The organism is Aureimonas pseudogalii, from assembly GCF_014196835.1.
GTDB lineage: Bacteria > Pseudomonadota > Alphaproteobacteria > Rhizobiales > Rhizobiaceae > Aureimonas > Aureimonas pseudogalii.
The window spans coordinates 74,855-87,446 of the sequence record NZ_JACIEK010000015.1; the positions used below are offsets into that span (position 1 = coordinate 74,855).

A 12,592-nucleotide genomic window follows, 5' to 3' on the forward strand; every position below is an offset into this window, starting at 1 on the left:
CTGACGTACCGATTTGCTTCGTTCTGTGGCGGACCGCCTTTAGATCAGAACGACGGGCAAATCTGCGATCCTGGTCGTGTAGCGTGGCGATCGATGGTCCGCCTTCAGGCCCCATGAGCCTTTGAAGCCTTCGGTCGCCAGCACCATGGTCTTCTTCCCGAACCGGTCGTTGACGGCATCGAGGGCCTTCATGAGGCTGGCGCTGCGCGGCCGATCGGGTTCGAACAGGAGCCGGGGCGCGTCCTCGGCTCGAATGAGATCGTCGAGGATGATCCCGGCCTTGGTGTAGCCGTGACCGTTACCGGACGGATCGCCTTTCCAGCCAGAGCGGATGCAACGCATCGCGGCGCCTACGAGATCGAAGGTGTCGGCCGACATTGGCTTCATGATGGCCGAGCGTGAGGCGGAATGCTGCGGGCGGTCGGGCTTGTGCTGGTTGGTGTGGAAGAAGGCGGTGATAGTGCCCGCGACCAGGCCATGGGAGCGAAGCTTCTCGGCCGCGCGCGTGGCGTGAGCGGTGACAGCTTGGGCCAGCGTGTCGAAGGTCATCATGGGCTCGCCTGCGGAGCGGGTGACGGCCATGCCTTTGCGCTGCGGCGCGACTTCCTCCAGATCGAGGCAGGGAATGCCGCGCAGTTCCGCGACCAGGCGTTCGAGAACGACGGTGCCGAGCTTGCGCGCTAAAGGCAGCGGCATGTCGCGAAGCTGCGAGGCCCATTCGATGCCCTGCGACACGAGCTTGCCCTCGGTCGCGGAACCGACACCCCACACCTCGCCGACGGGTACACGAGCAAGGACGTAATCGGCGACCTTCTGTTCGGTGAGATCGCAGACCCCGGCGAACAGCGGGTTCTTCTTGGCAGCGAAGTTGGCGAGCTTGGCTAGTGTCTTTGTTGGGCCGATCCCGACGCACGTCGGGATGCCGGTGCGCTCGCGCACCTCGGCCCGCATGTCGGCGGCCTGCTTCACCATTCGATCGCCAAAGCCGGAGAGATCCACGAAGGTCTCGTCGATCGAGTAGTTCTCGAGCCTGGGCGAGAAGTCGTGGAGGACCGCCACGACGCGCCGGCTCATGTCGCCGTAGAGCGTGTAGTTCGAGCTCATGACGCGGATCGAGTGGGCGCGGATCTTGTCGCGGATCTTGAAGGCGGGATCACCCATCTTGATCCCGAGCGCCTTGGCTTCCTCGGAGCGCGCAACGGCGCAACCGTCGTTGTTGGACAGAACGATGACGGGCACGCCGCGAAGGCGAAGGTCGAAGACTCGTTCGCACGAGACGTAGAAATTGTTGCAGTCGATCAGCGCGATCGGAACGACCATGGCGGTTCAATCGATCGGGAGCCGGCGTGCAACGCCGGCGAGGATGCCCCAAATCTCGGTGTCTTCCGTGACCCGGATCGGTCGATAAGAGGTGTCGGGTGAGGACGGATCGAGGAAATAGATGCCATCACGCTTGGCGAGCTTCTTCAGCGTGACCTGGCCGTCCACGACGGCAAGGACGACACGTCCGAGCCGCTTCTTTCCCGCCCGGTCGATCGCAATCAGATCACCGTCGAGGATGCCTTCGTTGACAAGGCTGTTGCCGGACACTCTCCACCAGAAGGTCGAACTTTCGCGACGAACGATCCATGCGATGGGATCGATGCTTTCCTCGAGATCATCACCGGCGGGCGAGGGAAAGCCGGCGGGAACGCAGATCGGCGCGAGCCGGTATTCGCGGGGCGGCAGGTCTGCGACTTTCACAGGTGTGAGGGTCGGAAGTGCGAGCATGACGAGTACAGACCATAAACATTTCAGGTCCATAAGGAGGACATAATTCCTAACCGTCAAGGTGGTGAGCACAAAGAGCGAACGTTTGAGGCAAGCTGTCCCCATCCCGGCGCTGTGCTGTGGATAACACGCCGTTAAGCCAAATGGGCGCAAGGTGGATCTGGGCATCCCTTCGTGTGTTTGAGTCAGGGGTCGCGAAAGGGGACAGTTTTTCGAGCTGTCCCCTTTGCTTTTGGAGACAGACGATGGCGTCACAGCCCGCCCAAGAGGCAAGCCGAGCGATGAAGTTGGCCGCGCGTCAGGTGTTGGGACGCGCGGGGACGCTTCGCGTGGCCAACGACAATCCGAGATGGATCATGGCCAAGCTGCTTGAGCTTGATGAAGCCGATCATATGCGACGGGTGGAACTGGCGCGTGCCGGGTGACAAACGTGCGCTGATGCCGGCGCGCTAGGCTGAGCGGACAAAAAAAGGGGACGGCCGAGTGGCCATCCCCTTTTGTCTATCTGCGCCAACCGATGAAGGAGCTGGGCGCGTCGTCGGGCAGTTCTTCGTGACGATCGAGGTCGATCACGAAGCCGAACTTCCCGATGTCGTAGGTCTCGGACGGGATCAGGAAGCGGCGCCGCTCCCGCTGTTTATCGCCGAGGGTCGCAACGACCTCGGTAAAACCGGGTCGTTCGGCCGAGAAGATGGCGGACGACACGATCCAGTCGTCGGCGTGCTTGGCATGGAAGGCTCGGCGGTCCTTCTGGTGGGACTCGCCGGGTGCAAGTGTCGTACCATAGAGCGCTTCGTAGGCGTCGGGCTGGCTGTTGCGGATGGTCTTGCGCGCGTCCTTGCGCTCGAGAGCCGTGAACAAGTCACCGAACGTGAGTGCGACCACGGCCCATGCCGCGTCTTCCTCGTACCATCCATCCCTAGCGCGGAGCGCCGGTGGAATGATCTTGTTGACGTCGGGTTCGACGTGAAAGCCACCATGGCCGGAGGTCGAGTAGGCGGCGATGCCTGGACCATAGGTCTCGGCATGCTGCGCCGTGCCCCAAGGCGTCTCTCGGCGCGATATCTCGATCTGGCGTCCAAGGGCAGCTCTCTCGCGCTTATGGCGCAGGGCTTCTTCCACATGCGCTTCGAAGGCGTCCTTGCCGGCGACGTCGCCGCGATGCGAGAAGAAGTTGTTGCGGTTCCAGTCCGAGAAGTGACCTTGGAGGCACCAGCCCATGGCGACGAAGAACCCACCGCCGGGCTTGGGAACCATGGCATAGGCATGGTCCCCATACCGTGCGGCGACGAGCTTGTCGGCCGTGAGGCCGTACTCGGCGAAAAGGGCGCTCATGCGGCTTCCTCCGCCTCTTCGGCTTCCGGCTCGGTAACGTCCTCGAGGACGGCGTTCGCGTAGTTGCTCGCTGCGGCCCATTTCTCGGCGGCGTCGCGATTGGCGGCCAGATGAAGAAGCTCTCGCCGCCCTTTGGCAAGGACGCGCACGCTGCCCGGTGTCGGGCGGCGTTGAACGTCGAAACGGAGCGATGTGTCGAGACCGTAGCGGTGAACGTAGGCGAGAGGCTCGTCCACCAACTCGCCCTTCCGGATCGAGAGCGTCGGGCGACGTCCATGCCCAACTTCCACTTCCACTGTGATCAGGACGCCCGAGTAGTTCTCCATCTCCCAGCGCGTTAGCTTTCGGTTGAACCGGGCGTGGGGCCTTGGTTGTCCGTTGGACACGAGGATGGTGGCGCCGAGCGGCGCGGTCTTGAAGAGGGTTGAGATCGACATGAGGAGTTCCCGATGGGCCTGAAACAGAAACGCCGCCGGGGTCAGCCGGCGGCGTGATGGGACGGAGGTGAAGGCGCTCGGGCTACTCGGCCGCGACGGCGAAGTGGTCGGTCTCGGGATCGTAGCCCTCGTTCTGGAAAAACAGGGCGTCCTCGTCCTCGTGATCCTCGTCGTCGCCGCTTTCCATCAGGAAGGCGGGAAGTGCCACGACGTTGGCCTCGGCAGCGGCGTCCCCGGAGGACCCCTCATTGCTGCCCCCGGGTGCGAGGAGCGGCGTCTCGGCGGAGGCGAGCGGCGCCTCGACCTTCCCGCCGAAGGCCATGCCGACAGGGAGCCAGGTAGCGGTGCGCGCGGCAGCATCGACCGGGATTCCGAGGCGCTGACGGCCCTCGGCGCTGAACGCCAGTTCCATCGTCTTGGCGAAGTCGGCCTTCTTGCCCCCGGAGTGGTCGTGCGCCCACTGGTGATCGACGGTCTCGCGCGCGGTTTCGAGGAGCATGTCCTTCTTCACCCGCACGAAGTAGTTGGCCGCCGTCGGGCGCCAGTTCTGGTCCACCGCGATCTCCATGCGAGCGCCCGCCGCCTCGATCGCCTGGATGGCGTGGCTGTCCGTGGAGAGCTGTTGCTGCACGCCGTGCGCGGTCGCAAAGGCGAACAGGGCCTGCTTCTCCGAAGTGGACAGCGCGCACAGAGCGCCGAACTGCTCGGCGACGGGCCGTGTCATCCATTCGAGCCGAAGGTTGGCCTTCAGCGCCTCGAGGATCTTCTCCGACACGGTGCCGGTGCGGTGCGCAGCGGAGGTGTGGGTCTGCGCCTGGGTGATGCTGACGTCGATCGGCTTTCGGCTGTAGCCGATCCCAAAAGCCGACTGGCACATGGAGAACAGCATCAGATCGAATGCTACCTCGAAATCGCTGGCGAGATGGGCCTGGAAGATCTGGTGGCGGATCGCCTGAAGGTCGGCGACCAGCGCGGCCGACATGGACGGTCCCGCTTCGGTCTCGTCCTTTTCGCGTGCCGGCTTGAAGTTGCGAGGCGCGGTGAAGCGCACGGCGGGCTGCGTGATAGCGGCGACCGGCGTGGCGGTTTCATCCTCGTCCTGGTCGTCGGATGCCTCGGCGTCGTGATCCGCGTTAGCGGATCCCTCGTCGGTCGTGGCTGCGACCAACTCGATCGCGGTAAGGCGTGCGGCTTCGCGCTGGGCGGTGGCCGCGGCTTCCTTCTCCTTGCTGAGAGCGACGAGGGCAGGCATGTCCTCGCGGCGGACCATGCCGGCCTCGATCATCAGATCGCCGTGGTGGCCAACGGTCACGAAGACGCCGGCGAGGGCCATCAAGTCGGGAGCGTAGACCGGGTGCGCCATCGCCTCGATCTCGGCATAGCGCTCCTCCAAGGCGGCCAACTCGGCGTGTTCCTCTTCGGTGAGATCGTCGGCGTTCTCGAACGCGCTGATGCGATCGGTGAGCCCGTCGAACTCTTCGGCAACCTCATCCGGCAGCTCGGCCGCCTCTGCGTAGATGCGACCCATCTGGTCCTTGGTCTCGTAGGACATCTCGTGAGCCGTCTCGACCCACTTCCACAGCGCGCGCAACGGCAGTGCTGTTTCTTCCAGACGCTGCGAGGCAAGCTCGTGCAGCAAAGCCACGTCATCGAGGAACGTTTCGTCGTTGGACGAGAAAAGGTCCTGCGTGATCGGACCGCCCGCTTCGACGTAGCGTTCCAGCCCGACGAAACGGGCGAGCTTGGAGGTCGCGGACACGCGCGTCTCGTTCATGAGACGCTTCACGGTGTTCGGAAACTGAGAGGCGTTCCAGCCGGTCGCCTGTGGCTCGGCTTTGGTCCAGACCTCCATCTGGCGCTCATGGCTGTCCGAAAGCGTGAAAGCCATCAGGGCTTCCTGGGTGATGCGGCCTTCGCGGTAGAGGGCGAGGATCTGCGGCGCGACAGCCGCCAGCTTCATGCGTTTGCGCACATGCAGGATGGTGACGCCGAAACGCTCGGCCACCTCATCCTCGGTCCTGCCCTGCTCGATCAGGGCAGCGAACGCTTCGAACTCGTCGGCCGGGTGCATCGCGGCCCGCATCACGTTCTCGACCAGCGAGAGTTCAGCGGCGTCCTTGGCGTCCTTCACGACGCAACCGATCTTGGCGTCGGCCTCGATCGCGCCCTCCGTGGCGAGGTCCTGCAGGGCGGTCAGACGGCGACCGCCGGCGTAGACGTAGAAGAAGCCGTCCTTGCCATCGTAGGCGGACAGGTTCTGCATCACGCCATGGGCGCGGATGGATGCCTTCAGCTCATCGTGCGAGGCGGTGGACGCGGCGGTCTTGCGCGCGTTCTCGGGGGCAATGCGCAGGGTGTTCAGGGCAAGCTTGCGAACGGAAGCGGTGGTCATCGGTCGATCTCCATCGAGGTCGACGAGCGGGGAAAGCCTCTCTCTCCCCTTCTAGCCCGTCATTCGGGCTTCCCTTCCTCTCCCTCTCCGATGTCCGACCCTGCATTCACAGGTCCAAATGATCTAGAACTGTCCGTCGTGATTGGGTGGAAGAACGAACCCGCTTCCGCGGGAAAGGCGGCGGCTTCTTCGTCGGAGGACTGATGCGAGCGCGCTGCGCTGATTGAGCGTCGCCCTGTGCGGGCGGACGATCCCGGCTCCTTCACCCGAACGGAGCCTTTCCATGACGACCTCCATCATTCCCGCCGGCTCGGTCAGTCCGTTGCGTCAGCGCCTGATCGCCGACATGACGATGCGCCGCTTCTCGGCCGAGACGCAGCGCAACTACCTGCGCGACGTCGGACGTCTCGCCTCGTTTCTCGGGCGCTCACCCGACACGGCCAGCGTTGAAGACCTGCGCCGCTTCCAGATCGCGCTTCAGGAGGCCGGTCTCGGCGTGCCGACGATGAACGCCATCGTCTCGGCCCTGCGCTTCTTCTTCGTCCACACGATCGACAGGCCTGATCTCGCCCGCAAGCTGGTGCGGCTACGATATCCCCGCAGCCTGCCCGATGTCCTGAGCCCGGACGAGGTCCGCCGGCTGCTCGGCGCCACCGTCTGCCTGAAGCACCTGGCGGCGCTCTCGGTCGCCTACGGGGCGGGGCTGCGCGCCGCCGAGGTCGCGAGCCTGAAGGTTGGCGACGTCGACTCCACCCGGATGCTTCTGCGCGTCGAGCGCGGCAAGGGCGGGCGCGACCGCAACGCCATGCTGTCCGCCGACCTTCTCGCTCTTCTGCGCGAGTGGTGGGTCGAGGGACACCGGCAGGGCATCCTTCACCGTGAGGGTTGGCTGTTTCCCGGCCAGAGCTGGGATCGGCCGATCTCGACACGGCAGATCCATCGCATTGTGGTCCAGGCGGCGCGGGCGGCTGAGATCTCCAAGCGCGTCGGGCCGCATACGCTGCGCCATTCCTTCGCCACGCACCTGCTCGAGGACGGCGTCGACATTCGCGTCATCCAGGTCCTGCTCGGCCACGCCAAGCTCGACACCACCGCGCTCTACGCCAAGGTCGCCGTGCGCACGGTGCGGGCCGTCGTCAGCCCGCTCGATCGCCTCGCCCTGTTCCACCACGGGGAGGCTTCGCCCGGCTGAGCCGATGGGCGCCTCGATCGAGGTCGCCGACATCCTGCGCGTCGCCGGACCTGCGTTCCGGACGAGCCGCGCCGGACACCTGAGCCTGGCCGAACTCAAGGTCATGTCGGCGATCGAGGCTTGCCGCACCGCCGCTCTCGGCGGCCATGTCGAGGGCTGCGACGACTGCGGCCACCTGCGGATCGCCTACAACTCCTGCCGCAACCGGCACTGCCCAAGGTGCCAGGGCGCGGCGGCACGCGACTGGCTGACCGAGCGCCAGGCGGACCTGCTGCCGGTCGGATACTTCCACGTCGTCTTCACGCTGCCCGCCGAGATCGGGGCTGTGGCTTTCCAGAACAAGGCTGCCGTCTACGACCTCCTGTTCCGCGCCTCGACGCAGACGATGACGACGATCGCCGCCGACCCAAGGCACCTCGGCGCCCGCATCGGCCTCACCGCCGTGCTCCACACCTGGGGCTCGGCGATGACCCATCATCCCCACGTCCACATGATCGTGCCCGGCGGCGGCCTCTCGCCGGACGGAACACGCTGGATCGCCTCGCGCCTCGACTTCCTGCTGCCGGTGCGGGTGCTCGGGGCCCTGTTCCGCCGTCTCTTCCTCGAAGGGCTTGTCGCCTTGCACGCCGGCGGCAAGCTCGCCTTCCACGGAACGCTCGCGCACCTCGCCGATCCCCGAGCCTTCGCCCGTCATCTCGCCCCGGTGCGCGCCAAGCGCTGGGTCGTCTACGCCAAGCCGCCCTTCGCGGGGCCGCAGGCCGTTCTGGCCTACCTGTCGCGCTACACCCACCGCGTCGCCATCTCGTCCCGGCGCATCACCGCCTTCGACGGCCGCGCCGTCACCGCACACTGACGCTGGAGGCGGGCGAGTTCATCCGCCGCTTCCTGCTCCACGTCCTGCCCCGCGGCTTCCATCGCATCCGACACTACGGCTTCCTCACAGGGCCGAACCGCAAGGAGAAGCTCGATCGCATCCGCGTGCGGCTCGGTACGCCGCCCGCGCCCGGGCCCGCCACCACGGCACCGGACAAAGACGAGCCGCCCGCCTTCCGCCCGACCTGTCCGTGCTGCGGCGGCTCCATGAGCGTCGTCGGCATCTTCCTGCGCTGGCGGCAACCGCGAGGACCGCCGCCGCATCCGCCACCGCGCCGGGAGTGTTCGCCATGACCCGGCATGGCACGACACCGCCACCTGCTCGGGACCACGTGCTTCGGGGCGCAATCCTGTGCGGCCCTATGACGAGAGAAGGTGTTCGACGGAGTCCACGCGGCCGCTCCACCCCCGTCTCGGTGCCGTCACCTGGTCCCAAACGGCAGGGCAGCGATCCGCATTGTGTGCCGTCCGGCAGCGAGCGCACCTTGCCCCTGCACCGCCGTCAGGCGAAAACTCCATAGACCACCGACCGGCATCCCGCGGGTTCGTTCTTCCGCGACTTTCGTACGCCTCCCGGCGCCCGAAACCCTTCAGGTAAGGCGACCGTCAGCTTTTGAATGGGATATACGTTGAACCGGTCGTTGGGCGTAGGTCGAGACCGGACGGCGTACTCCTAACTGCCCACTCCCAAGACGGTTATCGATCTGTCCTGCAAGCGGTCTCGCGCTCCCGTGGATCAGCGATGTACTTGCTGGAGCCATCATCCGAGCATCGGTCGATCCACTCGTTTGCGACAAAGCCGGACCTCACAATGAGACCGACGCCACCCGCAACGGCGATCGCGAGAACGAGTAGACCGAATTTGAAAGGGCGACGCAGCAAGACGCTATTCCAGCTAGAAATGCTGCTTCAGGCACCCGGGGGTGTTGCACCTCATCCAGCCGTAGAGCGGTTCGCGGTACCATGCTGTGATCGTTCCAGCAGAGCACAGCGTGCACTGCAAAGTCATCTCGAAAGGGACGCGACCTTCGCGCTCACGCTCGAAACGCACCTGAAGGGCATCTGCCTTCTCCATGGCTTCGAGTACTCGATTGTCGATCGGGTTTGGTCGGGTCTGTTCCATTGAACGCTGTCTAACACGGGTTAGTAGAGCCCGTCCCCTTATGTCCCCTTTTGGGTTTGGCCCCGAAGCGGCACCAATGGCTTGGAAGGGTCGAAAGCGTACGGACTGCTTCAGGGCGTCCGCTTCCTCGTCGCCGATCGGCGCGACCGAGTGGTTTCTTGCCATCCGCGTTGAAACGAACCTTGACGGCTTTTGCTCTGATTGCCGACACTGAAGCCATCCAGGGCTAGGAGCTGCCGTGACGGCCTCATTGACGGACCGCCTGACATCCGACCTTGATGGCGATCTTCGGTTCATAGCTCGTGAGGCTCATTCGGTTCGCTTCCACGAAGCATGGGCGTTGGGGCTGGATCAACACCGTGTTCGACTGATCGATGAAACCCGGCAGCGGGCAGGCTCCTTCAAATATCGTGGTGCGTCGCTGGCCGTTCGCAACGCCAGCGCCGGGATCGTAGCGTCCGGCTCCGGCAACTTTCCAATCGCAATCGGATGCGCTGCAGCGCGAGCTGGATGCCTAGCTGTGATTACGATGCCGGAAGACGCACCGGCTTCAAAGCGCGATATGGCGCAGCGGTCCGGTGCCGAAGTAATCTTCGCCCCGCGTTCCACCTTCACGCAAACCGCAGCAGCCGAAGCCGATGCTAGGGGGTGGCGACTCGTTCACCCGTTCCGCAGCCCGGAGATGCTGATCGGAAGCTGCAGCCTCGGTTTGGAGATGGCGGATGCGGTCGCAAAACATGGATCGTCGGACGACGCCATCGTCGTAGCCTGCGGCGGTGGCGGCTTGGCGGCAGGCATTGTCCTGGGGCTGCGAATGCGTGGCATCGCAAACCAGGTTTATGTGGTGGAGCCTGCGTCCTATCCGAGCCTCGAAGCCGCACTCACGGCATCGCATCCGATCGAGATCGTACCGTCCAGCACGACGATCTGCGACGCCTTGCGTGTATCCACGATCGGGGACTTGGCGTTCGAAGTCCTGTCGGACGACGCTATCACCCCCCTTGCAGTATCAGACGAATGGGTGGAAGCGGCGACGAACATCTTGCTTGAGACTTGCGGCGTGATGGCGGAGCCGAGCGGAGCCATCGCCTTGGCGGCATCGATAAGCGGGCGGATCCCTGCCACTCATCAACAGTCGTGGGTCGTCGTCTGTGGCGGGAACAGGTAGATGGCTGCTTTCAACCAATACGGTCATTTCAGATCATGCGAGGTTAGACTGCAAAGGGTCGATAGCAGATGGACCGCTTTCGAGTGTCCGCTTCCCCGGCGCCGATCAGCTCGCTTGGGTGGATTGCGGTCTGGCCGGTTCCGGGCGTGAACCGCAAGTAAGCTGACGTTCCACCTGGGTTTGGTGCGTCTTTTTCCCTGATCGATACAGGAGAAGCATAAGCCGGAGCAGATGGCTGATGCTCACGGTGGCACCAAGCTCAAGCGAAGAGGTCTTGCTCCATCTCAAATGTCTGGACACCCGTGCCAATGCGAACAGCGGATGACCGAGCAGAAGTTGCGGCGGTGGAAGTGCGGCTCCTTGTCGGCGATCACGTCCGCCTTGACGTTGCCGAAGGTCGTTTCTGGCTTGTGCTTGACGCCATCGTAAAAGGCTTGGATGATGTCCTCCTTGAAGGCGGCGGTGCGCGGAAAGTCCCGGACCACGCTCTCCCGCTCCGTATCGGTGTACTCGTTGTAAGTCAGGCCAAGGACGTCCATCTCGACGCCGGCAGTGACAAGCGCAACGACCGGATGCATGTGGACCGGAACACCCGGCGTCGTGTGCAGGGCGATCGCCGTCCAGACAGTGTACGCGTCCGCTTCCGACACGCCGTGGCTCCGAAGGAAGTCACGGGCTGCGTGCGCCCCATCCACCTCAAAGCGTTCGTTCGGGCTCGAGTGGCTCGGCATCAAGCCGACGTCATGGAACATCGCGCCCGCGTAAAGGAGCTCGCGGTCGAAGCTGAGGCCGCGGTGAACTCCGGCTAAAGCGCCGAAATGGAAGACACGGCTCGAGTGATTGAAGAGAAGCTCGGTTTCGGTGTCCCGGACGAACTCGGTAACCGCTCGAGCGAGCTTGCTGTCGGGGATGGCGGCGGCGGGTTCAATGGTGCTGGGCATGGCCTCGGGACTCCGTTGGACGACAATGACAGCGGTAGCACCGACAGGCCATGGCGTGATCCGACGCATTCCTGCTAATCCTGCCAAAGAGCGGCATAGACGGACACGGGCACATGGCGGCACGATTGATTGGGATCCTAGCGGTCGACGGCGTCCAGATGCTTGATGTCTCAGGCCCTGCCGACGTCTTCGCAGAGGCCAACAAGCAGGCGGGACGGAGCGAGTATGACATCCAAGTTCTTGCCACCACCCCAGGCATGATCCGGTCATCGTCCGGCATGCGCATCCTGCCGGACACCGTTCTTGAGGACGAGCCGGACCGGAAATTCCACACCTTCCTCGTTGCAGGTGCTCCCCATCTCGGCGGACGGGTGCAGGACGCCACAATACTCGAAGGGCTTCGCGCAGCCGTCCGTGGCACGAAACGGTACGGCTCCGTTTGCACCGGTGCCTTTCTCTTAGCGCAGGCAGGCCTTCTGAACGGCCGTCGTGCAACGACGCATTGGGCGCTGGCCGATCGCTTTGCCGAAGCCTTCCCGGACGTGCGGCTCGAAGTCGACGCCATCCACGTCCGCGACGGGAAGATAAGGACGTCTGCCGGGGTCACTGCGGGTCTCGATCTTGCGCTGGCGTTGGTGAAGGAAGACCTCGGCGCGGAGCTTGCAAGGGAGGTCGCAAGTCAGCTCGTCATGTACTTTCGCCGCCCCGGCGGACAACTCCAATACAGCCGAAAGCGGAAGGGGAGTCCGGCCGGACGTTCAGCGTTGCAGGACGTGCAGCGTTGGGTAATTGCCCATCTGGAGGCGGACCACAGCGTTGCCAATCTCGCCGACCGGGCAGGCATCAGCCTTCGGCACTTCGCTCGGTTGTTCCGCGAGGAGGTAGGCGAAGCACCTTCGGCCTGGGTCGAAAGCGTCAGGGTGGAGGCGGCCCGCCGGCTTCTGGAGGATGGGCAGCCGCCGAAGCTCGCCGGGGCGCGATGCGGTTTTGGTGACGTAGAGACCTTCCGCAGGGCGTTCACGCGACGCGTAGGCGTCTCTCCGGCCGCATACCGCGGACAGCACCATCACGCTATTGACCGAGATCTGGTGGAAGGGAGTTCATGTGTTGCATAAGTTGCGGAAACTGATGACACAGCTCCGGCGCTACTGATGGAAGCAGGGGACTGTGACCGACAACATGGTGCCTCTGCGTCTCATACGCGTTCGCATAAGCTATGTCGGCTATCTGGACGCGCCGATTCCTGAACAATGGTCTTCTGTGGGTCGAGGCTGTGTCAAAACTCGGTAGCTGATGGGCTCGATGAGGCGAACCGTATGCAGGTGTAAGACGACGGGGCAGCGTGCTCAGGTCCGGATGGC

The 12,592-nt window shown here is 64.3% G+C and carries 10 protein-coding genes and 1 pseudogene; 5 read left to right on the forward strand and 6 right to left on the reverse strand.

Translation table 11 applies throughout. The features are described from left to right. Positions 1 to 39: 39 nt before the first annotated feature. Both GGR04_RS19850 and GGR04_RS19855 read right to left on the reverse strand, forming a co-directional pair. Positions 40 to 1,320 (reverse strand): Y-family DNA polymerase, encoded by a 1,281-nt coding sequence (locus tag GGR04_RS19850; RefSeq protein WP_183201762.1) that lies wholly within the window; start codon positions 1,318 to 1,320, stop codon positions 40 to 42. Between the two features lie 6 nt (positions 1,321 to 1,326). Next, a complete protein-coding gene (locus tag GGR04_RS19855; RefSeq protein WP_246393418.1) occupies positions 1,327 to 1,770 on the reverse strand; it encodes a LexA family protein in 444 nt (147 codons plus the stop codon). A 281-nt stretch (positions 1,771 to 2,051) separates the two neighbouring features. Between GGR04_RS19855 and GGR04_RS19860 the strand changes: the two genes are divergently transcribed. Then, the gene (locus GGR04_RS19860; RefSeq protein WP_210291894.1) at positions 2,052 to 2,195 is read left to right on the forward strand and encodes a hypothetical protein; all 144 of its coding nucleotides are present in this window, start codon (positions 2,052 to 2,054) and stop codon (positions 2,193 to 2,195) included. 76 nt (positions 2,196 to 2,271) lie between these two features. Here GGR04_RS19860 and GGR04_RS19865 read toward each other — a convergent pair whose 3' ends face one another. From GGR04_RS19865 to GGR04_RS19875, 3 genes are all read right to left on the reverse strand, one after another. Beyond that, positions 2,272 to 3,105: a DUF7007 domain-containing protein gene (locus GGR04_RS19865; protein WP_183201766.1), complete on the reverse strand. Its 834-nt coding sequence runs from the start codon at positions 3,103 to 3,105 to the stop codon at positions 2,272 to 2,274. Then, positions 3,102 to 3,542, reverse strand: coding sequence for a UCP036055 family protein (locus GGR04_RS19870; RefSeq protein ID WP_183201768.1), 441 nt, complete (start codon positions 3,540 to 3,542; stop codon positions 3,102 to 3,104). The genes GGR04_RS19865 and GGR04_RS19870 overlap by 4 nt, the downstream gene beginning before the upstream one ends. Positions 3,543 to 3,624: 82 nt before the next feature. Then, a complete protein-coding gene (locus GGR04_RS19875; RefSeq protein WP_183201770.1) occupies positions 3,625 to 5,934 on the reverse strand; it encodes a ParB/RepB/Spo0J family partition protein in 2,310 nt (769 codons plus the stop codon). A gap of 283 nt (positions 5,935 to 6,217) precedes the next feature. On the opposite strand from GGR04_RS19875, the gene GGR04_RS19880 reads away from it, so the two are divergent. The 3 genes and pseudogenes from GGR04_RS19880 to GGR04_RS19890 all read left to right on the forward strand — a co-directional run bounded on the left by GGR04_RS19880 (position 6,218) and on the right by GGR04_RS19890 (position 10,290). Beyond that, positions 6,218 to 7,126, forward strand: coding sequence for a tyrosine-type recombinase/integrase (locus GGR04_RS19880; protein WP_183201772.1), 909 nt, complete (start codon positions 6,218 to 6,220; stop codon positions 7,124 to 7,126). Positions 7,127 to 7,130: 4 nt separating this feature from the next. After that, positions 7,131 to 8,293 (forward strand): annotated as a pseudogene (locus tag GGR04_RS19885) (IS91 family transposase). Positions 8,294 to 9,360: 1,067 nt separating this feature from the next. After that, positions 9,361 to 10,290, forward strand: coding sequence for a pyridoxal-phosphate dependent enzyme (locus tag GGR04_RS19890; protein WP_183201773.1), 930 nt, complete (start codon positions 9,361 to 9,363; stop codon positions 10,288 to 10,290). 284 nt (positions 10,291 to 10,574) lie between these two features. Here the strand turns inward: GGR04_RS19890 and GGR04_RS19895 are convergent, their stop codons facing one another. After that, positions 10,575 to 11,231 carry an HD domain-containing protein gene (locus GGR04_RS19895; protein WP_183201775.1) on the reverse strand — a complete coding sequence of 219 codons (657 nt, stop codon included), beginning with the start codon at positions 11,229 to 11,231 and terminating at the stop codon, positions 10,575 to 10,577. Between the two features lie 113 nt (positions 11,232 to 11,344). Here GGR04_RS19895 and GGR04_RS19900 point away from each other — a divergent pair, with 113 nt between their 5' ends. Next, the gene (locus GGR04_RS19900; protein ID WP_183201777.1) at positions 11,345 to 12,346 is read left to right on the forward strand and encodes a GlxA family transcriptional regulator; all 1,002 of its coding nucleotides are present in this window, start codon (positions 11,345 to 11,347) and stop codon (positions 12,344 to 12,346) included. Positions 12,347 to 12,592: the final 246 nt, after the last annotated feature.

Excerpts from the sequence above, each read along its gene's own strand:
- GGR04_RS19855 (WP_246393418.1), bottom strand. The coding sequence starts at position 1,770 with ATGCTCGCACTTCCGACCCTCACACCTGTGAAAGTCGCAGACCTGCCG.
- GGR04_RS19900 (WP_183201777.1), top strand. The coding sequence starts at position 11,345 with ATGGCGGCACGATTGATTGGGATCCTAGCGGTCGACGGCGTCCAGATG.
- GGR04_RS19865 (WP_183201766.1), bottom strand. The coding sequence starts at position 3,105 with ATGAGCGCCCTTTTCGCCGAGTACGGCCTCACGGCCGACAAGCTCGTC.
- GGR04_RS19870 (WP_183201768.1), bottom strand. The coding sequence starts at position 3,542 with ATGTCGATCTCAACCCTCTTCAAGACCGCGCCGCTCGGCGCCACCATC.
- GGR04_RS19850 (WP_183201762.1), bottom strand. The coding sequence starts at position 1,320 with ATGGTCGTTCCGATCGCGCTGATCGACTGCAACAATTTCTACGTCTCG.
- GGR04_RS19895 (WP_183201775.1), bottom strand. The coding sequence starts at position 11,231 with ATGCCCAGCACCATTGAACCCGCCGCCGCCATCCCCGACAGCAAGCTC.
- GGR04_RS19875 (WP_183201770.1), bottom strand. The coding sequence starts at position 5,934 with ATGACCACCGCTTCCGTTCGCAAGCTTGCCCTGAACACCCTGCGCATT.
- GGR04_RS19880 (WP_183201772.1), top strand. The coding sequence starts at position 6,218 with ATGACGACCTCCATCATTCCCGCCGGCTCGGTCAGTCCGTTGCGTCAG.
- GGR04_RS19860 (WP_210291894.1), top strand. The coding sequence starts at position 2,052 with ATGAAGTTGGCCGCGCGTCAGGTGTTGGGACGCGCGGGGACGCTTCGC.